The sequence below is a fragment of the Leifsonia sp. RAF41 genome, from assembly GCF_052114085.1.
Taxonomy (GTDB): Bacteria; Actinomycetota; Actinomycetes; order Actinomycetales; family Microbacteriaceae; genus Leifsonia.
Genome location: NZ_JBFREB010000001.1, coordinates 707,755 through 733,466, shown reverse-complemented (window position 1 = coordinate 733,466; position 25,712 = coordinate 707,755). Strand labels below are relative to the sequence as shown.

The window sequence follows — 25,712 nt, the reverse complement described above, 5'->3', positions numbered from 1 at the left end:
GTAGTCAGTCGGTGACGCCGACGTGACGGACGATCTGCCAGCCCTGCGGCGCGGAGAGCCGTTCGGCGTGGATCGCGCAGAGGTCGTACGAGTGCGGCTCGTGCGACAGGCTGAGCGGGCCGATGACCGCCATCGAGTCCGCATAGACATACGTCAGCGTCTGGATGGCGTCGCGCGGACACGCGACACGGGAACAAGGGCGGCTCAGCATCGGGCTCAGAATAGCGGAGCGGAGCGGACGTAGGATGGCGACATGCCCCGCAACCGCCGCACCAGCAGCCAGCCCCCGGCGACGAGCCGCTGGCGGAGCCGCCACGGGCGCGGGGCCCGGGGCCCGGTGACGGGTCCGCACCTGCCCATGCTGCAGAACCGGATCGACTTTTTCGACATGACCGTCGCCTCCACCGCCGACTACCTCAAGGGCGTCTGGCCCGAGGAGTTGTCGAGCGTGCATTTCGAGGTCGCCGCGACGCCGATCGGCAACTCCGGAGGCGATGGAGTGGACCGCTGGCGGGTGGATGCCGCCCGTCGCCGCATCGTGCTCTACCGGGTGCCCATCCAGCGACTCACGAAGCTGCACCGCGACGACGAGCTCCATCGCCGCATGTACATCGAGGGGTGCGTCTTCCGCGCCGTCGCCGAGCTGCTCGGCAAAGACCCGTGGGACCTGGCGCCGGACCGGTACCGGCACTTCTGATCGCGTCGCCCGTCGGGCCGGATCCCTACTTCGGGTACACGGTGATCGGCGCGGCGAGCGCGCCGGGCGGGGCGAGCGCGAAGCTGCTCGCGCGTCCGTCGCCCGCGAAGCTGATGCTGCCGTGCAGTCCGTCGGCCCCGGCCACGCGGTAGCTGCCCGGCGCCACCTTCACGTGGACGCCGCCCTCGGCGGGGACTGTCAGCGTGGTGGGCTTTCCGCCGCCGGTCACTCCCGTCACCGTGACCGTGCGGTCGGATTCGCCCGCGTTCGCGAAGTGCAGGGTGGCTTCCCCACCCGAGGGCACGGATGCCAGCAGATCCTTCTGCAGCGGCTGCGTCGACGAGAACCAGGTGAAGTCGCGCAGCTTGGTTCCGATGACCGACGTGCGGACCGCGGAGACGACCGGCACGCTGGAGTTCACCGTCACCGTGTAGCTGCCGTCCTTCAGCTGGTCGAGCGGGACTTCGGCGACCGTCCCGGCCTTGAGGGTCGTTGCGTAGGAGTTGCCGGCGGCGGTGCCCGCCTCACCGACCGCCCCGATCGTGATCTGCGCGTCCTTGTCGCCGGGCACGAGCAGCCGGACGACCGGGAAGTCGACGCCGACTCCCTCCGCCGACTGCGCGCCGGAGATCGCCGCCATCGAGGCGATGGTCACGCCGGGGATGATCTGTTGACGACTCGGCGCAGCCGTCGCTCCCGCGATCTCGGCACCGCGCGGCTGGATGCCCTGCTCGTAGCTCTGCTGCATGGAGGCGACGACCTCGCCGCCGCTGGCGCGCACGCGGACCACCGGCGCGGATGCGGAGGTCGCGAGACCGGCGAGCGGCACGACCTTCTGCGAGCCGGCCGGGACGACGATTCCGGTGGCGCCCGGAGCGCTGACGACACCGGACTCCGTGTAGATCGAGAGCTCGACGGTCGCGTCGACCTCCCCCGCGTTCGACAGCAGCACGAGGCTGGTCTGCCCGAGGGAGGTTGCTCCCGCCACCAGCCACGCATCCGCGCTGGGCTCCGCGCACGCGGACGAAGCGAGGCCGGCCAGGTCCTCGGTGGACGCGATCTGGGACTGTGCGGCCGCGAACAGCGGGGGCTTTGTCGCGCCCTGCGGAGTCGAGACCGACGCGACGAGTGGCGCCTGATCGGACGACGCACTCTCGGCGTCGGGCTTGAGGGGCCGCGCACGCACGTCGGCTCCGTCGGCACTGGAGGCGAAGGACGGAGAGCTGACAGCGCTCGGCCGGGTGGCCGCTCCCGCGTCTGCGGCGAGCGCCAGCACCGGGCCAGGGCACACTCGTTGCTGGTCGGCGGGCACGGGCGTGACGGTCTGCGCCGGCGCGGAGATGGCGTAGTCGGGCAACGGCAGCAGGGTCGCGCCGGCGACGGCGACGATCGCCACACCGATGCCGACCACTCCGCCGACCGCGCGCATCCCGATCCGGGCGATACCCCTGCGGTCAGCCACGGTCGCCTCCCTCGAAGCGGGCACGGGGTCGGATGATGGTCTCCTCCAGTCCGTCCTCGAGCGTCGTCGGGGCGGGCGGCGTGGTCACGCGTTCCGTCTCGCGCTCGAACGGGCGATCGGTGTCGAGGTCGGCGTCCGGCTCGGCCACCCGATCCTGCTCCGGCGTCTCCGGCAGCAGCCCCGGCTGCGGCTCCGGCGGCGCCTCCGACTGCGGCTCCGGCATCTCGTCCTCTTCGGCCGACTCCACGACGGCCTCGTCCTCCGGTTCGGCCTCGTACTCGGTGAGCGTCTCGTCCGCCACGCCGCCGGCCGTGTCCGGCGCATCCGGCTCATCGTCCGGCTCCACCGCCCTCTCGTCGGCCGTCCGCCGCGGGCGACGCGCGGACAGCTCGGACACCCGATCGGCGGAGCGCGTCGTCGGGATCGCGAGGAGAAGCGTGACTCCGACGATGAGGCCCTGCACGACGAGGACGATCACGCGCCAGATACCGCCGGCATCGGCCGGGATCTGCGCGGCGGGTGGGACGACGGCGGTGGCACGGTCGAAGGCCCAGAGCCGGCCGGTGCCGGTGGATCCGACGGGGGCCAGCAGCGGGTTCGCATCCATGGCGACCTCCGCGCGGGCGCGGGTGGCGTCGGCCGCCGAGGTGTCCGACGACCCGAGCGCGGTGGCGGACGGCGTGAGCAGCACGAAGTCGACGCCGAGCCGCTTGAGCTCAGGAGATGCGTCGTAGCCGCTCCGCGAGGCGAGGTTGCCGGCCAGCATGGCGAGGCTGCTCTGGCCCGGTGTTAGGGCGCGCTGGGTGTTCGCAAGGGTCGACTGGTCGTCCAGGGTCTGGCCGCTGCCGCGAAGGATGTCGGCGCGGATGCCCCCTCCCGGCTCCGGCACGATCCTCAGGGTTCCGGTGCGCGGCTGGGTCGCCGCCTTGGCCGTCACGACGGCGGGCAGGGTGCGCCCGTCACTCTCGGCGACGGCCGCCCGGCCGGTGAGGCTGGCGATGCCGACCGGCACGATGGCGATCGCCAGCGCGACGACGACGACCCAGGCGGGGTATACCGCCGCGCGGCCCAGGGCCGACAGCGCGAGCACCGCAGCGCCGACCAGTCCCAGCCAGTAGAGGCTCACAGCGCTTCCCGGCCAGATCGGGACGACGGTCCCGCCGCTCACGGCGAGCTGCAGATGCAGGGCGACGACGGCCGTGACGAAGCCGGCGAGCGCGACGAGAAGGGCGACGATGGCGCGGACCGTCCCGCGCAGGAAGAGCGCCAGAATGGCCAGCACGCCGAGCGGCGCCAGCAGGATGGGCACGATGACGGTGGCCGAGGTGGTCGGCAGCGACAGGCTCGCGGCGAGGGCGTGCCAGCCGCCGAGGGTGCCGTCCGGGAAGCCGAGGGCGAGCTGCCAGGCCGGGGTCTGGTGGGCGTCCAGCGGGACGCCCGGGTCGGCGAAGATCGACAGCCAGGCGCCGCGCGACAGCTGTTGCCAGACGAGCGGCGCGAACAGCACGACCGCAGGCAGCGGGATGAAGACGATGCGGGCCGCGCGGCGGCCGGCGAACGCGATGGCTGCGATCCATGCGATCGCGAGGGCCGGGATCAGGATCGGCGCGCACGCGACGGTGGCGGCGGCCAGCAGTGCCGTGGTGGCGCTGGCTGCCCACGAGCGCCGAGCGGCCAGGCCCGCGAAGAACAGCCAGGGCAGCAGGATGTGCGCGAGCACAGCCGCAGGGCGGCCGCCCTGCAGTGCCACCAGCAGCGTCGGCGCCAGCGCATAGGCGAGGGCACCCACCGCCCGCAGGATGCCGCGGTTGGTCAGTCGGGCGGCAGCGAGCCATGCCCCGAGAGAGGCCAGCGGCAGGGCGAGGATCCAGAGCAGCACCAGTGACTGCGACGGCTGCCAGAACGTGATGGTGCCGAGCACCGCGAGCACGGCCGAGAAGGGGTCGGCAGCGCCCGTGAACCCGAGGCTCACATCCCGCCAGCCGTACCCGAGTTCCGCCCACAGCTGCCCGACCGACGCGTTCAGCGGGAGCAGTCCGCCTCCGCTGAGGGCGCCCGACCCGACGAGCGGGAAAAACAGCGCGACGCCGACGAGAAGCGCGGCGAGCACCGCCCATCCCCCGCCGGTGCCGAAGAAGTCGAGGTCCTGCCGCTCGCCCTGCTGCTGCACCAGCGCAGCCTCACGCTTCAGGGCGTGCGCGCGGCGCACCTCGGAGAAGGGGATGCGCAGCGGCGCGATGGCCGCCCAGCCCACCTCGCGGGCGGAGGCCAGCCTGCGGCGGGCGTTGCCGACGGCGAGACCGGAGAATGCGACACGGAAGGCGGCGCCGAGCTCGCCTCCGACCGAGCCTGGCTCCTTCCGCAGCAGTCGGACGACTCCGCGGAGCACCGCGAGCGGGACGAGGGTCAGCCAGTGCAGCGGAACGGCCCAGCCCGGGGCGTAGGCCATCCGGCGGTGCAGCTGCGCGCGGCGACGCTCCCCGGCGAGACGCCGGCGCACCGTCCACTTGCGCGACAGGTTGGGTCCGGCCAGGCCGTCTCCGGCGAGCGCGACGCGTGCCTGGGCGACCAGGGTGACGCGGAAGCCCGCCAGGCGGGCGCGCGTGCAGAAGTCGAGGGCGTCATCCGCCGTCGGGAGCGCCGGGTCGAAGCCGTCCAGCCGCTCCCAGAGGGCCTGACGGACGAGCATCCCGGCGCTGGAGACCGCGAGCACGTCGCTCAGGCCGTCGTGCTGCGCCTGGTCGAGCTCGTTCTCGACCAGGGGGACGGACGCGCCGAACGGCGTCATCGCCTCGCCGAACTCGCGGATGAAAGCGGGGTCGTCCCAGTCGACGAGCTTCGGACCGACGACCGCGACGGAGGGTGAGACCTCCAGAGCGGCGAGAAGGGCCTCGAGGGCCTCCGGCTCGGGGGCGGTGTCCTGAGCGAGCAGCCACAAGAGCTGCTCGGGACCGGAGGCGGGAGGGAGCACGCGGACGGCGGCGCCGACGGCCGCTCCGAACGCGAGCTTCTCGGGGAGGGCGATCAGCTGCGTGGGCTGGAACTCGGACAGCAGCCGCGAGGCGTCGTCGGTGGACGCACCGTCGACGGCGATCACGGCGTCCGGTCGACGGGTCTGTTCCGCGAGGGCGTCGAGAGTGCGTTGCAGGTGGGGCCCGCCGCTCTGGGCGACGACGATGGCGGTGACTCTCGGATACATCGGGAGCCAGCCTAGGTTGGGGTCGCGCCTAATTCGTCTTTGACGTGGGCGCGGCGCGGATCAGCCAGGCGCGTGGGTCGGTCAGCCGGCGCGCTTGCGGAGCTTGCGACGCTCGCGCTCGGACAGCCCGCCCCAGATCCCGAACCGCTCGTCGTTGGCGAGCGCGTACTCGAGGCACTGCGACCGCACCTCGCACGTGGTGCAGATGCGCTTCGCGTCGCGGGTCGAGCCGCCCTTCTCCGGGAAGAACGCCTCAGGGTCGGTCTGCGCGCAGAGCGCGTCGGACTGCCAGGACAGCGGGTTGTCGTCGTCGACCTCCGCTGCCCGGACTCCGGGGACCCCGAGTTTGACCGGGTCGATGAACCAGTCGTCGGGTACCCCCGCACGATATTCGGGTACTGGCATATCGGTCTCCCCACCCATGAACTGCTGAAACACGAGATTCCCGTGTGCCACTAATTACACCGTTGTCATTCGCTCACGTCAAGTCGCGAATCGTAAAGCCTGTACCGCTAGTCGAGAGTTCGCGACGCGCCGAGGAACGACAACAATCGCGACACGCCCGGCCCGGGCCCCCGGCCGGGCGACGGTGTCAGGACGCCGCCTGGCGTGCTTCCCAGGCGCTGCGCACCATCTGGTCGAGGGTGTGTCGCATCTTCCAGTCGAGATCGCGCGCGGCGAGCTCTCCCGAGGCAACGATCCTCGCCGGATCGCCCGGGCGTCGAGGCCCCACTTCTGGGGTGAAGTCGATGCCGGTCACATCGGCGACCGTGGACATGATCTCGCCGACCGAGACACCCTCACCGCTGCCGAGGTTGTAGACCGGCTCGATCGGCACGCCGGCATCCAGTCTCTTCGCCGCCGCGACGTGCGAGACCGCCAGGTCGGCGACGTGGATGTAGTCGCGCACGCACGTGCCATCCGGCGTCGGGTAGTCGTTGCCGTTGATGCGCGGCGTGCGCCCCTCGGCCAGCGCGTCGAAGACGAGGGGGAAGAGGTTGTGCGGGCTGGTGTCGCGCAGACTGACGTCTCCCGAGCCGACGACGTTGAAGTACCGCAGCGAGGTATGGCGCAGGCCGACGGCCACACCCTGGTCGCGCAGCAGCCACTCCCCGATCAGCTTCGACTCGCCGTACGGCGACTCCGGGCTCTTCGGAGTGGACTCGGTGACGATGTCGACGTCCGGCGTGCCGTACACAGCGGCGGAGGACGAGAAGACGATCGCGTCGACTCCCGCGTCCTGCATGGCGGCAAGGAGGACGGCGGTCGCGGTCACGTTCTGCTCGTACGTGTGCAGCGGACGCTGCACGGACACTCCGGCGTACTTGAAGCCGGCCACGTGCACGACGCCGCTGATGCTGTTCTCGGCGAAGATCGTCGACAGCAGCTCCCCGTCGAGGATCGTGCCCCGGTAGAAGGGGACGCCCGCCGGCACGAACTCCGCGTGCCCGCTGGACAGGTCGTCGATGACGACCACGTCGATCCCCTGCTCACGGAACGCCCGCACGACGTGCGCCCCGATGTAGCCCGCTCCTCCGGTCACCAACCACGCCACGACGGGTCCTCCTCCAGCTCGATGGAGCCTCCCACCCTACCGGGCGGGAACGGAGGAGTCCGGTGCCCCATCCGACCCGCCGGCCACCGGGTCAGCTAGACGAAGGCGGCCTGCCCGGTGATCGCACGACCGACGATGAGGGTGTTCATCTCGCGCGTCCCCTCGTACGAGTAGAGAGCCTCGGCATCCGCGAAGAAACGCGCGACGTCGTAGTCGAGCACGATGCCGTTGCCGCCGAGGGCCTCACGGCACCACGCGACCGTCTCGCGCATGCGTGCGGTCGCGAATGCTTTCGCGAGCGCCGAGTGCTCATCGCGCTGCTCACCGGCGTCGAGCATCTCCGAGACGCGTGTGCACAGGCCGATCGAGGCGGTGATGTTGCCGATCGACTTCACCAACAGGTCCTGGATGAGCTGGTGGCCGGCGATCGGCTTGCCGAACTGCACCCGCTCCTTCGTGTAGCGCACAGCCGCCTCGTAGGCCCCCACCGCGACGCCGACGGCCGCCCAGGCGACCTCCGCGCGGGTGAGCCGGAGAACGCGGGCCGTGTCCTTGAAGCTGTTCGCGTTCTGCAGGCGCAGCGACTCGGGAACGACCACGTTCTCGAGCGTGATGTCGGCGTTCTGCACCATACGCAACGACTGCTTCCCCTCGATCTTGGTCGCGGTGAAGCCGGGCGTGGAGTTCGGGACGATGAAACCCTTCACCTGCCCGTCCTCCGCGCTCTTCGCCCAGATGACGGTGATGTCGCTGAAGGTGGCATTCCCGATCCAGCGCTTCGAGCCGTTCAGGACCCAGTTGTCGCCGTCGCGCGTCGCCACGGTCTTGAGCCCCTGGGCGGAGTCCGAGCCGGAGGTCGGCTCGGTGAGCCCGAACGCACCGAGCACCTCGCCGCTCGCCAGCTTCGGCAGCCACTCGGCCCGCTGCTCCTCCGAGCCGCACACGCCGATCGCGCCGAGCGCCAACCCGTTCTGCACGCCGACGTAGGTGCTGACCGACGCGTCGATGCGCGCCAGCTCGAGCGCGACCCAGCCGCGGAACACGGCCGAATTCTCGAACGCCGCCGTCTCGGCGAAGCCCAGGCCGATCACCTTGTTCCGGTGCAGCACATCGATGATCTGGTGCGGGAACTCCGCCTTCTCCCAGTACTCGTTGACGATCGGCTTGACCTCGGACTCCAACTCCGCACGGAGCGTCGCGATGAACTCCTTCTCGCGGTCGGTCAGCAGGTTCTCGAAGCCGTAGAAGTCTCCGGCGATGGTCTCGAAAGGCATGTGTGCTCCAGTGCGTCCACAGGTTGGTCGGGCGGTCGCCAGCCTAGGGAAAGGATGCGGGACCGGCCAAAGGGATTGGTAGTTTGGTCCAAGCGACAAAAGGGATGAGGACGCATGTTTGTGCGCATCGGCAACACTCCGCGCGACTACGCCTGGGGTTCCACGACGGCGATCGCCGCCCTGCTCGGGACCGAGCCGAGCGGAGGGCCGGAGGCCGAACTGTGGCTGGGAGCGCATCCCGGTTCCCCCGCTCGCGTGCTCGACCCCACTCTCGCGGACGGCGCGGCGAACCTCGCCGAGTGGGAGCGCACCAGCGACCTGCCCTACCTGCTCAAGGTGCTCGCGGCCGACGGGCCGCTCTCGCTGCAGGCGCATCCCTCCCCTGAGCAGGCGCGCGCCGGCTTCGAGCGGGAGAACGCGGCGGGGCTCGCCGCGGACTCGCCCGACCGCAACTACAAGGACCCGTTCCACAAGCCGGAGCTGATCTTCGCGCTCAGCGACCCGTTCGAGGCACTATGCGGCTTCCGCGACCCGGCCGAGAGCCGGGCCGCCCTGGAGCGGCTCGCCGCCGCCGGCCCGGGAGGCGCGGTGCTGTCCGGATTCGCGCGCACCCTCGACGGCGAGCCGGGAACGGTGCTGCGCCGCGCCACGGAGTGGCTGCTCGGCGAAGACGGCGATGTCGACCTGCTGGTGGCCGAGGTCGTCGCGGCGGCTCGTGCACTGCCGGATGATCGGGATGCCGACACCGTGAGGATGCTCGACGACGCGTTCCCCGGCGACCCGGGGATCGTCCTCGCGCTGCTCCTCAACCGGGCGACCCTGCGACCCGGTCAGGTGCTCTACCTGCCGGCGGGCAACATCCATGCGTACCTTCGGGGACTCGGTATCGAGCTGATGGCGGCGTCGGACAACGTGCTTCGCGGCGGGCTCACCCGGAAGCGGATCGACGTCCCCGAACTGGTCTCGGTGCTCGACTTCTCGCCCATCCGAGCGACCCCTCTCGCGCCCGAGCACCCGGCGGACGGTGTCGAGGTCTTCCGGCCCGACGTGCCCGACTTCCAGCTGTCGCGCATCGAGCTCGGTGGCGATGTGACCTTCGCCGAACTGTCGCTCCCCGGGACGGCCATCGCGCTGTGCACCGAGGGGACGGTGGAACTGACCGGCGCCACCGATTCGCTGGTGCTGACGCGCGGCGAGGCCGCGCTCGTGACCGCCGACGAGGGCACCCTCTCGGTCGCGTCCGGACCGGGCACGCTCTTCGTCGCGACGCCGAACCGGTGAGCTATTCTGCGGGAGTGACGAGCCCGCTTCCCGCGCTGAAAGAGCGCGTCCGCGCTGCCCAATCGTCGACCGGGACCGGCGAGGCTGTCTTCGCCACGGTCGTCCTGTTCACGTTGTTCGCCGGTGAATTCTGGCGCAACCTCATCAGCTGGCCGGGATACTTCGTCCTGGCCGCGGTGCTGGCCGTGGGCAGCGCCCTGCTCCTCGTTCGGGCGCGGCCCGCGTTCCGCTGGCGGAAGACCCCGAAGACACTCGTCCTCTTCCTGGCGCTCGCGATCGTGTCGATCGCATGGTCGGCCTATCCGGGGGCGAGCGCGCTCGGCGTGGTCGCCCAGCTGGCGACCACCCTCGCGGGGCTGTTCCTGGGGCTGCGGCTCGGCTGGGCGGGACTGCTCAGCGCCCTCTCCTCCGCATTCCGCTGGATCCTCGGGCTCTCGCTGCTCTTCGAGTTCGTCGTGGCGGTCTTCGTCCGCCAGCCGGTGCTGCCGCTCACGCCGGCCGAGGCTGTGCCGTCCGGTCCGCTGCCGCAAGCCTTCTACTGGAGCCGTGGGCTGCTGTTCCACGGAGGGCCGCTCCAGGGAATCGTCGGCAACAGCAACCTCCTGGCGATGATCGCCCTGCTGGCAATCATCGTGTTCGGCATCCAGTTCGCCGACCGGACCATCCGGCGCGGATCGGCGGCGACCTGGCTGGTGATCGCCGTGCTCACCCTCGTGCTGACCCGCTCCGCCACCGTCATCGCGGCCACCCTCGCCACGCTGGTGGTCCTCGGCTTCGCACTGTGGACGCGCCGGGTCGGCCCCCGACGGCGGACTCCCGTGTACGTCGTCGCGATCGTCGCCGTGGCCGCCGTCATCGCGCTCGTTTCCGTCTTCGCGTCCCGGATCCCCGCACTGTTCGGCAAGAGCGAAGACCTCACCGGCCGGCTCGACATCTGGGACAAGGTCATCGGGCTGGCGCAGCAGCGGCCGGTCTTCGGCTGGGGATGGGTGAGCTACTGGGCGCCCTGGGTCAAGCCGTTCGACGGACTCGCCACCCGCAACGGTGTGGAGTACCTGCAGGCGCACAATGCCTGGCTCGACGTCTGGCTGCAGCTCGGCATCGTCGGGCTCGTGGTGTTCATCCTGCTCGTGCTGTCGACCTTCGGCCGGTCGTGGTTCCTCGCGGTGGACCGCCCGCGCGCCGGCATCGCGGACGACCGCGCATACAGCGCGACGACCCTCCTTCCGCTCCTGCTGCTCGCCGCGCTGATCGCGCAGAGCTTCGCCGAGAGCCGGCTCCTCATCGAGGGCGGGTGGGCGCTCCTCGTGGCGCTGGCGATATCGACCAAGCGTTTCGACCCTGTCGCGTCATGAATCCGTAAACGTCTTCGTCTACCCCTACGAGGCCGCGTCGCGGTCACGAAGGAGACGAAGCGTGTCATTTTCGAAACGTCGAGCGGTACTGGCCGCAGTAGTGACAATCACAGCGATGGTGGGATCCGTGGCCATCGCGGGTTCTGCCGCGAGCGCAGTGACGTCGACCGGAGCGACGGCGAGCGAGCAGCTGTCAGGAAAGCGCTATGTCGCGCTCGGGGACTCGTATGCCGCCGGCTACGGACTGCCGCCCTACGCCGCGACGCCCGCACCCGGCTGCCTGCAGTCGGCGGACAGCATCGCACACCGGATCGCGGCGACCTATGGCCTCGATCTGAGCGATGTCAGCTGCACCGGCGCCACCATCGCCAATGTGGTGTCGTCTCCGCAGACTGTCGCCGGTGCGACAGTGCCTGTCCAGCTCGACGCCGTCACGAACGATACGACGCTCGTCACGGTGACGATCGGCGGGAACGACAGCAGGTTCTCGTCCGTGCTGTCGTCGTGCGTCGCGGCGAGCCCCGCCGGCCCCCTGCTCCAGGACCCCACGGCCGCGAACTGCGCCGCGCAGTACGGCTCACAGCTGGGCGGCGCCATCCAGGGCGTCGTCGAGCCGGCTCTGGACGGGATGCTGGCGGCGATCCGCCAGAAGGCGCCGGACGCGGCCATCATCGTTCTCGGCTACCCGGCGCTCGCGCCGAGTGACGCCGCGGTTCCGGCCGCGGGCTGCTTCAGCTCAGCGCTCGGCACCGGAGTGCCGCCGCTCCCGCAGAACGCGTTCCCCTTCACCGAGGTCGATCGTTCGTACTTCGCGGGGCTGAGCGCCCAGCTCGACGCGGCCCAGCGAGCGTCTGCCGCGCGGAACGGCGCCACCTTCGTGTCGGTGCTTGAAGCATCCGATACCCACTCTCCCTGCACGGGGAGCCCTGAGCCGTATCTGAACGGTGTGACCCTCCGGTCCCTGACCCCTCCGACCCTTGCCGAGGGCGCGATGCACCCCAACGCGGCCGGAGCCTCGTTCTTGACAGCGCAGCTGTCCGCGGCGATCGACGAAGCATTCCCGGAGACGGCCGCTGGTCCCACAGCCGGCCAGACACCTCCCGCAACGCCCGTCGGCGCGGACTCGTCCGCGATCGCGTCGGCCACGGGACCGACGGGAGAGCTGGCGGCCACCGGAACGGACGTCGCGTCCGCCACCGTCATCGGTCTGCTCGCGCTCGTCACGGGGTCGGCGGCGCTGATGGCTCGTCGGCGCCGACGCTCCGTGTGACCGGCGGCGCCGGGCGGGGGCCGCTGCGTCCGCCCGGCGCCCCGCCCTCTAAGATGCCTCATATGGCAACGCCCCGTCGGACCCTGGTGCCCCCCGCGGTCACCGAGTTCCTGGGCTCCGCCCGCTTCACCTCCACGCTCGCTTTCCTGGCCGTGGTCACCGGATTCTCGACGCACGCCATCCGCGCTCTGATCGGCTGGCCGGGCCTCATCGGCGCCCTCGCCGTGCTGGTCGCCCTCGCGGCCGTGTCGTTCGCGGCGCAGTGGCGCCTCATCGAATGGCACGGACTCCTGCCCATATCGGCGCTGACCTTCGTCGGATGGTGTGCGCTCTCCCTCCTGTGGAGCCAGTACCAGTGGGCAACCTTGGGCGCGGTCATCTACCAGCTGATCTTCGCGTTCATCGCCGTCTACATCGCGCTGGTCCGAGACGCCATCCAGATCGTGCGCGTGGTCGGCGACGCGCTCCGCTTCCTGCTCACGCTCTCGCTGTCGCTCGAGGTTCTGAGCGGGCTGCTGCTCGACTCCCCGATGCGCTTCCTGGGCATCCAGGGCAACATCGCCCTCGGCGGTCCGATCCAGGGGCTGTTCGGCACCCGCAACCAGTTGAGTATCGTCGCTCTGATCGCGTTCGTCACGTTCCTCGTCGAGTTGCGCACCCGCTCCGTCCGGCCGCCGGTCGCGGCGTACTCGATCACGCTCGCCGGCCTGTGCATCCTGCTCGCCCACTCCCCCGTGATCGCGGCGGTCTCCGTCGTCGTCGGACTCGCAACGCTCGCGCTCTACCTCATGCGCAAGGCTCCCGCGCAGCAGCGGCCGTACTTCCAGTGGGGACTCGCCATCCTGACCGTCGCGGTGCTGGTCGCGGCGTACATCTACCGCACCAGGGTGATCGATCTGCTGAACGCGCGGGCCGATTTCCAGGTGCGCTACCAGCTGTGGATCCAGATCTGGGAGCTCATTCCCGTTCAGCAGACCGTCGGCTGGGGCTGGGTGGGCTCGTGGCCGACCGATCTCTACCCGTTCACGGCCATCCAGTCGGCCACTGGGGTCTACCACTCGAACGGCCTGAACGCGTATCTCGACGTCTACCTGCAGGTCGGGATCATCGGGCTGTTGCTGTTCGTGGCCCTCATCGCCTTGGCGTTCGGCCGCTCCTGGCTTCTCGCCTCCAACCGTCGCAGCGTCGTCTACGCCTGGGCCCCGCTCGTGCTCGTCGCGCTGCTGGTCACGAGCGTGTTCGAGAGCTCGATCCTGTTCGAGTCCGGATGGATGCTCCTGGTGATCTGCACGGTCAAGGCGTCGCAGGGGATGAGCTGGCGGCTCCGGCTACCGCACCGCGACGCGAGCTGACCCGCGGAGGTCAGGCGGCCAGAAAGGCCAGCGACCCGAAAAGCCACGCGGCCCGAAAGGTCAGGCGGCGGGCGGCACGCTTCCGGTGTCGGCCGATCGGTCTCCGCCGTTCGCGCCGAGTCGGCGCTCGAGCTCTTCCACACGCAGCTGCAGCAGGACGGTGTGCTCGGCGAGCGAACGCGTCTTGTCCTCCAGCGTGGTCAGCTCGGAACTGGCCTGGATGCAGACCAGGAACAGCACGGCGATGCTCACGAAGAACACCAGGTTGGTCGGAGCGCCGACCCCGAAGAGTCCGGCCGCCCAGTTCAGGATGCCCGGGAAGACGCCGATCACGAGCGCCAGCGTTCCCGCGAGGAGCCACCAGATGGCGTGACGTTCGCGCATCCGCTTGCGGCGCATCATCTCGATGACCAGACCGAGGGTCAGGAGGGCGGCGAGGATGCCGAGGATGTAGGCGGTGAGGCTCACGAGGGGTTCAGCTGCCTCTCGGCGGGGGCGATCGGGCGGAACAAGGCGAAGCCGAGGGCCAGGAAGGCCCGGCCCAGGTAGGTGGCGGCCTTGATCGGGTTGTGCGACGGCACCCCGGCGGCGCGGGGGCGCATGACGACCGGCACCTGCACGATGCGGCAGCCGGCGCGAGCGGCGATCACGAGCGCCTCGATGGTGTCACCGAGGTACTCGGCCGGATAGTTGCTGGCGAACAGGGCGACGGCGCGGGGTCCGCTGGCCTTGAAGCCGGACGTGGTGTCGCTGAGCTGCGTGCCGGCGGTGCGGCTGAGCGTGCGGGAGAGCATCCGCATCGCCCACTTGCGCGGACCGCGGACCGTGTAGTCGCCCGCACCGGCGAAGCGGGCCCCGATCACGAGGTCGGCGCCCTCGAGTGCGGCGAGCAGTGCCGGGACGTTCGACGGGTCGTGCTGGCCATCCGCGTCGATCTGGATGACATTGTTGAAGCCGTGCTCCAGCGCGTACTTGAAGCCGAAGCGCATGGCTCCGCCGACGCCCATGTTGAACGGGAGCCGGGCGACCTCCGCGCCGGCCTCGGCGGCGACGACGCTGGTGGTGTCGGACGACCCGTCGTCGACGACGAGGACGCTGACGCCCGGCAGGGTGGCGGCAATCTCACGCACGACGGCCCCGACGGCGGCCTCCTCGTTGAAAGCGGGCACGACGATGAGAGTCTGTGCGAGCGAGGTGGGCATGATCCGGGATTCTAGCAGTCGAGGGTGTCGGAAACGCCGTCAGGACGCACGTCACCAGCCGCGGACGACGTGGCGCAGGAGGGCGCCGACGCCCGAACCGTCGCGCTTGGCGAGGGCGGAGGGAAGCCGGGTGACGGCGTTGAGCCGACTGGACACATGGGCGGAAGCGACCCGTGCGGCGCGCCTCCAGCCGCGCTCTCGCAGGCGGCGCTTCACGTCGAGGAAGAACGCACGCTCCTCGTCGAAACGGGTGCCGTCCTGCGCGGTCCAGGAGGACACGCTCCCCGCGTGCCGGCGGTAGCGGAAGGTGTGCTCCGGGAGGAGCACGAGGTCACCGCCGTCGAGAACGATGTCGAGCTGAAGCGCCAGGTCGAGCACCACGTCGAACGCCGGGTCGAAGCCGTGCCGGCGCACGGTCTCGGTGCGCCAGCAGATCGAGGGGAAGTAGGTCCAGTTGCCGCGCAGCAGGCTGACCGCCAGTTCCTGCCCGCTCATCGCGGTCGCCTCCGAACGGTTCGGGCGGTACCAGGCCTTCACCCTGTCGGCGAGCGGCAGGGCGGCCGAGCCGTCGTCGTCGATGACCGTCACCGCGGGCTGCAGGTACGACGCTCCGGGATGCGCGTCGATCGCGCTCCGCATCGAGGCGACGTACTCCGTCTCCATCAGGTCGTCGCAGCCCATCAGCACGAAGTACTCGGCGGCGACCAGCTCGACCGACTTGCTGAAGTTGCCGCTGACCCCGAGATTCGACTCGTTCCGGACGTAGTGGATGCGCGGGTCGTCTAGCGAGGACACCCACTCCCCCGGAGCTGTGTCCGGGTAGACGTCGTCGATCACCACGAGCCGCCAGTCACCGTCGGACTGCGCCAGCACGCTCTCCACGGCCGCCCGGAACAGCCCCGGATCGCCGTAGAACGGCATCATGATGTCGATCGTCACTGCGTCCAGGCTTTCGTCATAAAGTGGGCGTGCCGCGCTCCGCGGCCGCCGTCCATCCTTTCACGCGACCCGGGGAGTCACCCATCACCGCCTTCGAACCGCTGAACGAGCCCATCCCCGATATCGAGGAGCCCGGGGCGCCGCGGTCGGCACGGAACTCGGTGGCGCTCATTCTCGGCGCGACGGTGATCGCCGGGGTCGCGGGCTATGTCGTCACGTGGCGGGTCTACACGGAGGCGGGCGCAGCGGGGTACGGCGTGTTCTCCGTGTTCTGGTCGGCGCTGTTCCTCGTCGTCGGGGTTCTCTTCGGACTGCAGCAGGAGTCGACGCGCGCGACGGCGCAGACCGTCTCTACGCGCGGGACGGATGCGGCAGCCACCCAGCGCACCACCTCCCTCTGGATCTTCTCCGCGGTGGCGGCGCTCACCGTCGGCGTGGTCGTCATCGCCACCAGTGTGCTCTGGGCGGTCCCGAGCCTGGGGGCCGCGAACGCCGGCCTGGCCTGGTTCGTCGCGCTCGGGGCAGCGCTGAACTGCCTGGTCGCCGCCGCCTCCGGGGTCATGGCCGGGGCCGGGATGTGGCGCCAGCTCGCCGCCATCGTCGCGCTGGACGGCATCCTGCGTGTCGTAGGCGTCGTCGGGGTGCTGAGCGTGACGCACGACATCGTTCCCCTGGCGATCGCGGTCATCCTGCCGTTCCCGGTGTCGCTCGCGATCGTGTTCCTCAGCGCACCGCGCGCCCTGGTGGAGAACGCGCGAGTGAACCTCGGCGTCCGGCGGCTGATCGCCAACACGGGACGCACGATGCTGGCGGCATCGGCGACCGCCGTCCTCATCAACGGCTTCCCGTTGGTCTTGTCGTTCTTCGCCGGCCCGGACAACCATGCCGCCCTCGGGTCTCTCGTCCTCGCGGTCACGCTCACGCGGGCGCCGATCCTGGTTCCCTTGACCGCGCTCTCCAGCTTCCTGGTGAGCCGGTTCTCCCACCACCCGGAGCGCACCGGGCGCACGGTCGCGATCCTGCTCGCCGGCATCGCCGCCGTCATCCTGGTGCTGTGCGGCGCGGCCTGGCTGTTCGGGGAGCCGGTGATGCACTTCGTCTTCGGCGAGCAGTTCGACCTCAGCGCGGGCATCCTGGTCGCCTTGATCGCCTCCTCGGGGCTCATCGGCGCGCTGTTCGTGAGCGGTTCCGCGGTGCTGGCGCGCAACCTGCATGGCCTCTACGCGGTTGGATGGGTCGCCGCTTCGGTCGTCACACTGGCACTGCTGTTCCTGCCCTTGCCGCTGCCGGAGCGCGCCGCGCTCGCCCTCGCGGTCGGCCCCGCGGTCGGCTTGGTGGTTCACCTGGTGGGGATGCGGTTGCTACCACAAAGACGCCCCCACGCCTAGATCGTGACGCCTGCCGAACTGCGAATCCCCTAGGGTGTTTGTGTGCAACCTGTGCTTTCGGCGATGCAATGACGCTCCTGCAGCGACGAGCCGTCGGCCTCGATGAGACGAGCCCTGTGAACGACCATCCCGCCACCGTCCGGAGCACTCGCTTCCCCGTACGGGCGTTCCTGATCGCCTGGGCCCTGCTCAGTGCGCTCTGCCTGTGCTGGAGCTTCGCCACCCCGATCTCCGGCTCCCCCGACGAACCGGCTCACATCGTTCGGGCCGCCAGCGTCGTGCGCGGCGAGTGGGTCGGACAGCCCTCCCCCGACGGCAACATCGTGACGGTGCCCGCGTACATCGCGCGGTCGCAGGCGGTCACCTGCTTCGCGTTCCACCCCGCCGTCGACGCCGACTGCGGCATCGCCGAGCCGAGCGACCCGGGGGCCGACACGAAGTCGACCACGACGGCGGGCCTCTACAACCCGCTCTACTACCTCGCCGTCGGCTGGCCGACGCTGGTCATCCACGACACGTCGGGCATCTTCGCAATGCGTGCCGTGAGCGCCCTCCTCACCGCGCTCTTCCTGGCGCTCGCGTTCGCCGTCACCACCACCCTGCCGTTCCGCCGGCTGGCCATGCTGTCGTATGCGCTCGCGATCACGCCGATGGTGCTGTTCCTCGGCGGCACCGTGAACCCGAACAGCCTGGAGGCGGCGGCAACACTGGCCGTCTTCGTCGGGATGCTGTCGATCGCGCTCGACCGCACCTCGGTCCGGCTACGGGCGGACCTCACGATCGTGGCAGCCGGTGTCGCCGTCGGGGTGAACGCTCGCGGGCTCTCACCACTGTGGCTCGTCGTCGCGCTCGGCGCGCCGCTCGTGCTCATCGAGCGCAAGCGACTGCTCTCGCTGCTGCGCCGACCGGCCACCCTCATCGCCATGGCCGTCTCCGCCCTGTTCGTGATCGGCGCGCTGGCCTGGACGCTCGGGTCGAACTCCCTCGCCAACGCCATCGTGAAGCCAGAGGACGCGCTCCACTTCCCCGGTGTCGGGGCGTCGCCGCTGACCGGATTCCTGCGCGTGCTGACGGGAACGGTCGGCTACGGCCAGGGACTCGTCGGGCTGTTCGGCTGGCTGGACACCCCCGCGCCGGACGTCGTCATCTACGCCTACGGCGCCGGGATCGCGGCTCTCGTCCTGGCGGCCCTGCTGGTGCTGCGCGGCCGCAAGCTTCTCGCGTTCGCGATCGTCCTGGCCGCGTTCCTGCTGCTCCCGGCCCTAGTGCAGGCCGTCTACATCCACGGCGGCGGTCTCATCTGGCAGGGACGCTACAACCTGCCGCTCTTCCTCTGCCTGATCGTCGGCGCGGCCGCACTGCTCGGCTCACGCGCAGACCGGATGGCACCGACCACGATGCGCCGCCTGATCCTGCTGGTGACTGTGGTCGCGGTGGGCGCCCAGTGGTGGGCATTCGAGGCCACGCTGCGCCGCTACTCCGTCGGCGGCAACGGCACCCTGAAGCTCTTCCTCTTCGGGGGCGCCCCGTGGTCAGCTCCGGGTGGGAACCTGCTCTGGCTGGCCGCCAGCGCTCTCCTTCTTCTGGCTGCCGGAGTCCTCCTGGCTGTGGCCACGTGGCCGCGCGGACGCGATGTCCCGGTCGGGCAGCGTCGCGTCGTCCCCGTCTACGCGCCCCAGGGCGCCGACGGCCCCGAGGCCTGACCGCCCGCCGAGTGCGGTGAACAGGTAGAGCGCGATGACTGCCAGGAACAGGCCGAGCAGCGATAGTCCGTAACGGTCGCTGAGCGGCGTGTAGTAGCCCACGGTCAGCCGGGTGAAGAACGCGAGCGCCGGGCCGAGCAGCAGAGCGACGAGCAGCAGCGCGCCGGCGATGACGAGGCCTCTGACCCCCCAGACCCGGAAACCGACGACCAACCCGACGAGGGATCCGATGGTCAGCAGCACCAGCAGGCTCGACACCGCGAACCCGAGCGCTCCGGAACCGTCGACGGGACCGCCGACGCTGGTCAGGAACCGGAACGACTCGGTCACGAGCGCGTGGAGCGAGAGGGGCTGCCGGACGGTGTCGACACCCGGGGTGGTCCCGGGCAACTTGATCGCGGACCGATAGGCCAGCCAGGCGACCTGCGCGCACAGCGCGAGCACCACAGCCGCAATGGCGGAGAGCGAGCGCCCATCGGTGAAGATCCGGGCGAAACGGTTGGAGCGCAGCGGCCGATCGGGGGTGGACCTCTCCACGATCACCCCGACAAGGAGCGCGAGGCCCACCGCCCCGACCGCTGCCAGGTTCTGGACCTTGATCAGCACGACGAGGATCGCGGCGAGCGGGAGCAGGACGAGCGCGGCTCGCCGGCGCATCCACGCCCAGACCCCGAGGCATCCCACCCAGGCGCCGGCGGCGAGCGACGGCGCGTCCGTACTGATGTACGTGGTCGACCAGTACACCGCCGGGGTGGCGATCACCAGCAGCCCGAGCGCCAACCCGTAGAGCGGGTCGATCCGCAACAGCCGCACCAGCAGCCAGACCCCGACCGTGCCGAGGGCAAGCCAGAACGCCCCCACGAGTCGGCCGGCGTCGACGAGGTCGAGCCCGGCCCAGGTCAGCGGCTGGGCCAGAGCCCAGGTGACCGCGAAGTAGACCGGGGTGTAGATGTCGGCGCCGGTGTGGCCGGCGTACGGGTAGATCTTGTCGTCCGAGAAGTCGGTGCCGCGGCACGGCTGAACCTTGATGGTGTACCACTGCACGCCTAAGCACGCGAGCGCCTGCCGGGCGATGTCGCCGGTCTCCTCCCCCGTACGGACCACGCCCTCGGTGGGCACCTTGGCTAGGTAGTCGACGTAGACGTACTCGTCGTAAGGAGAGAGAGCGCGAGAGTGCGAGGTCTGCCAGCCGACGAATCCAGCGCTCGCCACGACGAGGATGAGCACCGGAGCGACGACCCCCCTCAGCACCCGCAGAAGGCGCGACGCGAGACTCTGTGTGGCAGCCACCGGCTCCGCCCTCCCATCGATGTGCGCGCGGACGGTGTCGGCCCCCGCGGCTGCGGCGATCGACCGCCCGGCAATCGTATCAACGGGTCTCGGGCGCTCCCGGCGCCGCTGGCCGTTTACGCGGGCTGCAGCAGGTCGCGGAGAATGTCTGCCCGGCCGCGGCTGGCGAACCGCTCGTAGTCACGGCGAACGGCCAATCGCACGATAGACGGAAGCCGCAACGCCCGCGTCGCAGGCATCGCAGCGCGCTCCGCCTCGAACGCCTGTTTGCGCCGCGCCGACTCCAGCGTCGCGGCAGGGATGCGGTCGCCGAGCGATTCCAGCCGCTCCACCAGCACCGCAGCGCGACGGGCGAGCCCCCGATTGCGGTCACCGCGCGCCTGCAGCACGCGCGCCACCTTGCCGCGCAGTGTCGGGTCGGCGACGCCGATCTGGTTCGAGCCGTGCCGGCGGTACTCGGTGAGCGGTTCCTCCAGCAGGTCCGCGCCGGACAGCGCTGCCGCGATGATCGCGAGCCACTCGTCGTGCACCCATTCGTCCGGGAACGGCAGGGCCGCCTCCAGCAGCGACCGCCGGAAGACCACGGTCGCGCCGGTCGCCAGGTTGCGGCGCAGGTAGACGCGGAACGCATCCCCCGCGTGCACGGCGTCGCGGTCCGCCTGACTGACCTCCAGGGACGCGAACACCGTTCCCCCGGCGGGCCGGCCGACGCCGTCGATCAGGCGGGCGTCGGTGTGCAGGAAGAGCAGCCCCGGATCGTCGGCGAAGCGCGCCGCCATCCGTTCGAGCTTCTCGGGCAGCCAGAGGTCGTCCTGGTCGCTCAGAGCGATCAGGTCGCCGTGCGTGGCGGTCACCGCCTGCTGGAAGTTGCGGACCACGCCGAGCGGACGCTCGTTCCGGATCACCCGCGCCTGCGGGAAGCCGGCGAGCACCGTCTCGGCGACAGCGACCGTCGTGTCGGCCGACCCGTCATCCGAGACGACGATCTCCGCCGGCGGGCGCGTCTGCGACCGGATGGACCGCAGCTGGGCGTCGACGAACGGCGCGCCGTTGTACGTGCACAGCGCGACCGAGACGGTCGGCCCGGTCACAGCGTCCGCTTGATCCGGCTCGTGATCTTCTTGGCGACGACCTTCGGGCCGCCGTTGCTCATGTAGTGGAAGAACAGCCCGACGTCGTGGCGGACGCCGTGCTTCTTCCGGCGCGCGGGGCGGCCGCCGACCGGGCGGGCCGAGCGCACGGTGCCGCTCTCCACCAGGTCGGGCGCGTGGCGGGCGTCGGCCACGAACGCGGTCAGCGGCCGCAGCACGTTCTCCCAGAAGTAGCGCTGGCGGACGCGGCGGATGTTGCGCTTGGCCGACGCCGCGAAGGCCTCGTCGTAGAGCACCTTCTCCAGTGCGTCGCGCAGCGCGGCCACGTCTCCGGACGGGACGACGATGCCCAGCTTCTCGTCACGCACCAGCTCGGCGAAGTGATCGCCCTCGGTGACGACCATGGGCAGTTCGGCCCAGAGGTAGTCCAGGATGCGCGTCCGGAACGAGAACGTCGTCTCGATGTGCGCGAAGTGGGTGCTCACGCCGGCATCCGCCTCGGTGAGGAAGTTCTGCCGGTCGGCGTAGTCGACCCAGGAGTCGTTGAAGAACACCGCGGAGTCGAGCACGCCCAGTTCGCGAGCGAGCGACCGCGACTCGGCGACGATGCCCATCTCGGGGACCCCGGGATGCGGGTGCTTGGTCCCCTGGAAGAAGAGCCGCACATCCGGGTGCGTCTCGGTCAGCGCCGCGACCGCCCGAATCAGCGAGGCCGGATCGAACCAGTTGTAGAGGCCACCGCTCCAGAGCAGCACCTTGTCGTCCACGCCGATGCCCGGACGAACGCCCTTGAGCACCTCGCGCTCGTGGCGTGGGGGCGTGCTCGACAGGCCGAACGGGACCACGTCGATCAGGTGCTCGAGATCCGGGTCGGACTCGTACACGGAGGGGTTGATGCGCCCGAGGGCGGCCAGCTGCCCGAGGTAGAAGTGCCGCTGCCGCTCCGACGCGCACAGGAAGAAGTCGCCACGCTCCAGCTGCTCGTTGAGCACGTCCGTCGCATCGCCGACCTGCTTCTTCCACTGGGCGGCGCCGAGCTCGCGTCCTTGCTCCAGCTGCTCCAGATGCATCGGGTCGTAGATGTCGGCCACGATGATCTTGTCGGTCGTGCGGATGCTGTCGAACAGTGCCATCGCGAGGCCCTGGAACACGATCACATCGGCTTCGCGCTCGAACGGGCGCATGGCGCGGTCGTCGCCCGGCCGCACGTGCTCGACGCGGAACGGCGCGGACACCGGTTCCACCCCGGCCAGCGACACGAGGGTGACCTCGTTCGAGGCCGAGAGCGCCTCGGCCATATGCCAGGCGCGGATGGCCGGGCCGGCCATCTTCTCGCCGATCGGGTCGCCGGTGATGATGAGGACGCGCGTGACCTGGGGCGACTCCGTCACCGGGAACGCGGTGGCCAGCTTGTCGTAGCCCTCCAGGTAGTGGTCGTTCTGGAAGGACGGCGCGTCCGTCTCGCCGAACAGCGACCAGAGCCGCGCATCCGAGACCACCCGGGTGGCCTGGATCTCGCGGCGGGACTCGACCAGCGACGGCAGATTCTCGACGAACTGGTCGATCGCGAAGACGCCGGCGAGCGTCTCGCGCGACACCTCCTGGGTCGGCGCGTCGTCGATCCCCTTGCGGAGGTCGAAGGAGTCGGAGTCGAGGCCGCCCTTGGCGACGGCACGGCGAACGGCGAGCGCCAGCGTGGCGGGCAGCGCGTCGGCGAGGGCCTCGTCGCCCAAGTTCTTGTACTGCGTGTAGAGCGCGTTGCGCTCCAGCAGGTACGTCTCTTTGAACTGCCCGAACGCGCTCATCGACGCGTGGTGCTTGTGGTACGCCAGCGACTTCGGCTCGTAGACGTAGCGCCAGCCGCGGAGGTTGAGGCGCCAGCCGAGGTCCACATCCTCGAAGAACATGAAGTAGCGCTCGTCGAAGCCGCCGAGCGCGTCGTACACGCTCCGGCGCACGAACATGGCGGACCCCGTTCCGAACAGGACGTCGGCTGGGATATCGGCGGACGCCGGGACCGGCTGCGCGGTCAGCGGCTTGTAGCCCTGGCCGAACCAGGTGAGGGCTGAGCCGACGTAGTCGACCAGCTCGCCGTCCCAGTCGAGCACCTTGCTGGCAACGGCGCCGATCGCGCTGCTCTCGCCGAACCGCTCCACCGCAGCGGCGATCCAGCGGGCATCCGGACGTGCGTCGTTGTTCAGGAAAGCCACGAACTCGCCGGAGGACGACTTCACGCCGAGGTTGCAGCCGCCCGCGAAGCCGAGATTCTTCTTCGACACGACCAGCGTGATCCCCTCGATCGCGCGCAACCTCTCGAGGCTGTCGTCGCCGGAGCCGTTCTCGACGACGACGATCTCGAGGCGCTCGGCGGGCCAGTCCTGTTCACGGAGGTGACGGATGGCCAGCAGCGTGTCGTCGGTTCCGCGGAAGTTGACGAGCACGACGGAGACGACGCCGGGACGGAGGTTCGGCATGGAGCCCTTCCTGTTGGCTTGCGGAAACCGATCCTATCAATCGGGCCCTCCGCGGCCGTTCCGCGCGTGACCTCAGCGCACGGTGACGGCGCGGCAGCCCAACGGCGTCAGCGCGGACATCGTCGTCACACAGACGTTGTAAGTGCCCGGCGGACGCGGGATCGTCACGTCGTAGCCGTGCGCCTGCCCCGATCCCGGGTAGAGCCCGTCGAACCAGGTGAGGGGAACGGAGGCCTTGGCCGGGCTGCCCGAGCCGTCGACGTCGATCCAGACATACGACGGAACGCTGCGCTGTGTGAGGTCGACCGCCCAGCCGTGTACGCGGATGCCCCCGGGGACGGCGTCGGCGCCGTCGAACGAGCCGTCGTCGGACTTCGTGACCGTCGCGGTCTTGCAGCCGAGCAGTTGTGTGCCGCCCACCCCATACACGCAGAACTGGTGCGTGCCCTTCGGGGCCGTGACGTAGAGGTCGAACCCACTCCCCTGCCCGATCCCGGGAAGGTACCCCGGCAACCAGGTCAGGTTCTTGTTCGTCTTGTAGAAGCCGCCCTGGCCATCCACGTTCACCCAGACATAGGACTGGTTCGGGGACGAGTAGTCGGCAGACCAGCCCGAGACCTGCACGCCGCCCGGCACCGGGGTCGCGGCGTCGAACGACCCGGTGCCCCGCGGCACGGTCACGGTGGTCGACGCGATCAGAGGGCTTTGATTGCCGTACATGCCGTAGACGTCGATGCGATGGGCCCCCGGCGTCGCCGGCGCCACGACATCGAAGCCGTGCGCCGTGCCCGATCCCGGGTAGTAGGTGTTCAGCCAGGAGGTGGCATTGCCGGCCTTGAACGGGCCACCCTGACCGTCGACGTTGACCCAGATGTACGACGGAGCGGTCGTACCGAAGTCGACCGACCATCCGGTGAGCTTCACACCGCCCCACGTTCCGGTCGCCGCATCGAGGTTCCCCGCCCCGTAAGGCACGGTCACGTCCTTGCAGCCCAGCAACGGGCTGCTCGACGCGAGCATGGCGTAGACGCACACCTGGTGCGGGCCGGGGGTGGCGGCGATCGTCTCGGCGTAGCCGTGGTTCGGCCCGAAGCCGGGGAACATCGTGTTGAACCAGCTGAGCGGCTTGTTGGCCGACGCCGGGCCGCCCTGGCCGTCGACGTTGATCCAGACGTAACCGGATGCGGTCTTCGACGGGTCGTACGACCATCCGCTGACCTGGATGCCCTTGTAGATCCCGGTCGCGCTGTCGAACGCGCCGTAGCGGGGAGCCGTCGGCGACCCGAACCAGTCGGTGTACATGCGGAAGAAGTTGCGGTTGCCGTACGAGGAGCAGCCGTCGCCCGTCCCGTACAGGTTCGCGAGGGCCGCAGCGTTCGGCTGGTACGGCGTGTAGTAGTAGAGAGCGGCCGTTGCGGCGTTCTGGATTCGCACGGGGGCTCCACCGCAGGCGGCGTTGGGGCTGTACTGGATGGTGGGGGTGCCACCGACGGGGATCCAGGTGAAGAAGGCGCTCGTGCCCGCGGGGTTGCCGTAGCGCTTGAGCTGCCACGCGGCCTTGTAGACCTGGTTGTAGAACCCGAAGTACTCGGCCGCGCAGGGCGCGGTGTCCGGGCAGGCGTACCCCATCGCTATCTGGTAGCGACCGGACGTCGGGGAGGTCGACGTCACCAGCCCCTGCTCCTTCTCGAGCGTGGTCAGGATGACCTTCGCGCTGATACTGCACGCCTGCTGGACTTTGAAGATGATCTGGGCGGCCGATTCCGATCCCGAGCCGGTGTAGGCGGTGCACATCGCATCGGCAGCGCGGCTGTACGTGCTCTGGCCGTAGCTCTTCAGGCAGGTGTAACCCGACTGGCAGCTCGGGACCCGGGCGTTCAGGAACGACTGGATCTGGGAGGCCGTCATGGCGTCACGCGCATAGAAGTTGTCGTCGCTGATGATGTAGCCCGGCTGGAAGTCGCCGCCGGCGGCAGCCTGCGCGGGCTCCGCCGGCAGCAGCTGCGTCACGGGCACGAGCACGCCGACGGCGAGCAGCAGCGCCCCAAGGGCGGAGAGGACTCGCTTCATGATGTGGGTTCCCTGGTTGGCGGGGGCGACCGGCGAGCGTCGTCTGCAACGTGCCGGCGGGCCCGGATGCACCAGGTCGGCAGGCACATCCACCCACAGGTTAGGGCAGG

Annotated in this window: 19 protein-coding genes; 7 read left to right on the top strand and 12 right to left on the bottom strand. The window is 70.2% G+C overall.

Annotated features, from left to right (window positions below; translation table 11 throughout):
• Positions 1-4: 4 nt before the first annotated feature.
• Positions 5-211 (bottom strand): DUF3499 family protein, encoded by a 207-nt coding sequence (locus AB4Y74_RS03465; RefSeq protein WP_441797722.1) that lies wholly within the window; start codon positions 209-211, stop codon positions 5-7.
• Between the two features lie 42 nt (positions 212-253).
• On the opposite strand from AB4Y74_RS03465, the gene AB4Y74_RS03460 reads away from it, so the two are divergent.
• Positions 254-697: a metallopeptidase family protein gene (locus AB4Y74_RS03460; protein WP_441797721.1), complete on the top strand. Its 444-nt coding sequence runs from the start codon at positions 254-256 to the stop codon at positions 695-697.
• A 25-nt stretch (positions 698-722) separates the two neighbouring features.
• On the opposite strand, the gene AB4Y74_RS03455 is transcribed toward AB4Y74_RS03460, so the two are convergent.
• The 5 genes from AB4Y74_RS03455 to AB4Y74_RS03435 form a co-directional block, all read right to left on the bottom strand.
• Positions 723-2,159, bottom strand: a complete 1,437-nt coding sequence (locus AB4Y74_RS03455; RefSeq protein WP_441797720.1) for a DUF5719 family protein — start codon at positions 2,157-2,159, stop codon at positions 723-725.
• Complete coding sequence (locus AB4Y74_RS03450; RefSeq protein ID WP_441797719.1) at positions 2,152-5,358, bottom strand: glycosyltransferase; 3,207 nt, start codon at positions 5,356-5,358, stop codon at positions 2,152-2,154. Before AB4Y74_RS03450 ends, AB4Y74_RS03455 begins: the two co-directional genes overlap by 8 nt.
• A gap of 81 nt (positions 5,359-5,439) precedes the next feature.
• Positions 5,440-5,763, bottom strand: a complete 324-nt coding sequence (locus tag AB4Y74_RS03445; RefSeq protein ID WP_441797718.1) for a WhiB family transcriptional regulator — start codon at positions 5,761-5,763, stop codon at positions 5,440-5,442.
• Between the two features lie 187 nt (positions 5,764-5,950).
• Positions 5,951-6,913 carry a UDP-glucose 4-epimerase GalE gene (gene galE / locus AB4Y74_RS03440; protein ID WP_441797717.1) on the bottom strand — a complete coding sequence of 321 codons (963 nt, stop codon included), beginning with the start codon at positions 6,911-6,913 and terminating at the stop codon, positions 5,951-5,953.
• A 95-nt stretch (positions 6,914-7,008) separates the two neighbouring features.
• The gene (locus AB4Y74_RS03435; RefSeq protein WP_441797716.1) at positions 7,009-8,187 is read right to left on the bottom strand and encodes an acyl-CoA dehydrogenase family protein; all 1,179 of its coding nucleotides are present in this window, start codon (positions 8,185-8,187) and stop codon (positions 7,009-7,011) included.
• Between the two features lie 114 nt (positions 8,188-8,301).
• Here AB4Y74_RS03435 and manA point away from each other — a divergent pair, with 114 nt between their 5' ends.
• From manA to AB4Y74_RS03415, 4 genes are all read left to right on the top strand, one after another.
• Complete coding sequence (gene manA / locus AB4Y74_RS03430; protein WP_441797715.1) at positions 8,302-9,468, top strand: mannose-6-phosphate isomerase, class I; 1,167 nt, start codon at positions 8,302-8,304, stop codon at positions 9,466-9,468.
• A gap of 14 nt (positions 9,469-9,482) precedes the next feature.
• Entirely contained in the window at positions 9,483-10,823 is a 1,341-nt protein-coding gene (locus AB4Y74_RS03425; RefSeq protein ID WP_441797714.1) for an O-antigen ligase family protein, read from the top strand.
• A 115-nt stretch (positions 10,824-10,938) separates the two neighbouring features.
• A complete protein-coding gene (locus AB4Y74_RS03420; protein ID WP_441797713.1) occupies positions 10,939-12,093 on the top strand; it encodes an SGNH/GDSL hydrolase family protein in 1,155 nt (384 codons plus the stop codon).
• Between the two features lie 62 nt (positions 12,094-12,155).
• On the top strand, positions 12,156-13,445 hold the full coding sequence (locus tag AB4Y74_RS03415; RefSeq protein ID WP_441797712.1) for an O-antigen ligase family protein: 1,290 nt from the start codon (positions 12,156-12,158) through the stop codon (positions 13,443-13,445).
• 60 nt (positions 13,446-13,505) lie between these two features.
• Here the strand turns inward: AB4Y74_RS03415 and AB4Y74_RS03410 are convergent, their stop codons facing one another.
• Genes AB4Y74_RS03410 through AB4Y74_RS03400 form a run of 3 tightly spaced genes read right to left on the bottom strand, consistent with a single transcriptional unit; the run spans position 13,506 to position 15,586 of the window.
• Positions 13,506-13,913 carry a DUF2304 domain-containing protein gene (locus AB4Y74_RS03410; RefSeq protein WP_441797711.1) on the bottom strand — a complete coding sequence of 136 codons (408 nt, stop codon included), beginning with the start codon at positions 13,911-13,913 and terminating at the stop codon, positions 13,506-13,508.
• A complete protein-coding gene (locus AB4Y74_RS03405) occupies positions 13,910-14,647 on the bottom strand; it encodes a glycosyltransferase family 2 protein (protein ID WP_441797710.1) in 738 nt (245 codons plus the stop codon). The genes AB4Y74_RS03410 and AB4Y74_RS03405 overlap by 4 nt, the downstream gene beginning before the upstream one ends.
• 51 nt (positions 14,648-14,698) lie before the next feature.
• Positions 14,699-15,586: a glycosyltransferase family 2 protein gene (locus tag AB4Y74_RS03400; protein ID WP_441797709.1), complete on the bottom strand. Its 888-nt coding sequence runs from the start codon at positions 15,584-15,586 to the stop codon at positions 14,699-14,701.
• 29 nt (positions 15,587-15,615) lie between these two features.
• Here AB4Y74_RS03400 and AB4Y74_RS03395 point away from each other — a divergent pair, with 29 nt between their 5' ends.
• Together AB4Y74_RS03395 and AB4Y74_RS03390 are read left to right on the top strand one after the other, a co-directional pair.
• Positions 15,616-16,974, top strand: coding sequence for a lipopolysaccharide biosynthesis protein (locus AB4Y74_RS03395; RefSeq protein WP_441797708.1), 1,359 nt, complete (start codon positions 15,616-15,618; stop codon positions 16,972-16,974).
• A gap of 68 nt (positions 16,975-17,042) precedes the next feature.
• Positions 17,043-18,677, top strand: coding sequence for a DUF2142 domain-containing protein (locus tag AB4Y74_RS03390; RefSeq protein WP_441797707.1), 1,635 nt, complete (start codon positions 17,043-17,045; stop codon positions 18,675-18,677).
• Between the two features lie 1,406 nt (positions 18,678-20,083).
• On the opposite strand, the gene AB4Y74_RS03385 is transcribed toward AB4Y74_RS03390, so the two are convergent.
• The 3 genes from AB4Y74_RS03385 to AB4Y74_RS03375 all read right to left on the bottom strand — a co-directional run bounded on the left by AB4Y74_RS03385 (position 20,084) and on the right by AB4Y74_RS03375 (position 25,602).
• On the bottom strand, positions 20,084-21,058 hold the full coding sequence (locus AB4Y74_RS03385) for a glycosyltransferase family 2 protein (protein ID WP_441797706.1): 975 nt from the start codon (positions 21,056-21,058) through the stop codon (positions 20,084-20,086).
• Positions 21,055-23,532 (bottom strand): glycosyltransferase, encoded by a 2,478-nt coding sequence (locus tag AB4Y74_RS03380; RefSeq protein WP_441797705.1) that lies wholly within the window; start codon positions 23,530-23,532, stop codon positions 21,055-21,057. Before AB4Y74_RS03380 ends, AB4Y74_RS03385 begins: the two co-directional genes overlap by 4 nt.
• Positions 23,533-23,604: 72 nt before the next feature.
• Positions 23,605-25,602 (bottom strand): hypothetical protein, encoded by a 1,998-nt coding sequence (locus AB4Y74_RS03375; protein ID WP_441797704.1) that lies wholly within the window; start codon positions 25,600-25,602, stop codon positions 23,605-23,607.
• Positions 25,603-25,712 lie beyond the last annotated feature (110 nt).

Excerpts from the sequence above, each read along its gene's own strand:
- AB4Y74_RS03380 (WP_441797705.1), bottom strand. The coding sequence starts at position 23,532 with ATGCCGAACCTCCGTCCCGGCGTCGTCTCCGTCGTGCTCGTCAACTTC.
- AB4Y74_RS03390 (WP_441797707.1), top strand. The coding sequence starts at position 17,043 with ATGACGCTCCTGCAGCGACGAGCCGTCGGCCTCGATGAGACGAGCCCT.
- AB4Y74_RS03465 (WP_441797722.1), bottom strand. The coding sequence starts at position 211 with ATGCTGAGCCGCCCTTGTTCCCGTGTCGCGTGTCCGCGCGACGCCATC.
- AB4Y74_RS03445 (WP_441797718.1), bottom strand. The coding sequence starts at position 5,763 with ATGCCAGTACCCGAATATCGTGCGGGGGTACCCGACGACTGGTTCATC.
- AB4Y74_RS03375 (WP_441797704.1), bottom strand. The coding sequence starts at position 25,602 with ATGAAGCGAGTCCTCTCCGCCCTTGGGGCGCTGCTGCTCGCCGTCGGC.
- AB4Y74_RS03415 (WP_441797712.1), top strand. The coding sequence starts at position 12,156 with ATGGCAACGCCCCGTCGGACCCTGGTGCCCCCCGCGGTCACCGAGTTC.
- AB4Y74_RS03460 (WP_441797721.1), top strand. The coding sequence starts at position 254 with ATGCCCCGCAACCGCCGCACCAGCAGCCAGCCCCCGGCGACGAGCCGC.
- AB4Y74_RS03420 (WP_441797713.1), top strand. The coding sequence starts at position 10,939 with ATGGTGGGATCCGTGGCCATCGCGGGTTCTGCCGCGAGCGCAGTGACG.
- AB4Y74_RS03435 (WP_441797716.1), bottom strand. The coding sequence starts at position 8,187 with ATGCCTTTCGAGACCATCGCCGGAGACTTCTACGGCTTCGAGAACCTG.
- AB4Y74_RS03450 (WP_441797719.1), bottom strand. The coding sequence starts at position 5,358 with ATGTATCCGAGAGTCACCGCCATCGTCGTCGCCCAGAGCGGCGGGCCC.
- manA (WP_441797715.1), top strand. The coding sequence starts at position 8,302 with ATGTTTGTGCGCATCGGCAACACTCCGCGCGACTACGCCTGGGGTTCC.
- AB4Y74_RS03405 (WP_441797710.1), bottom strand. The coding sequence starts at position 14,647 with ATGCCCACCTCGCTCGCACAGACTCTCATCGTCGTGCCCGCTTTCAAC.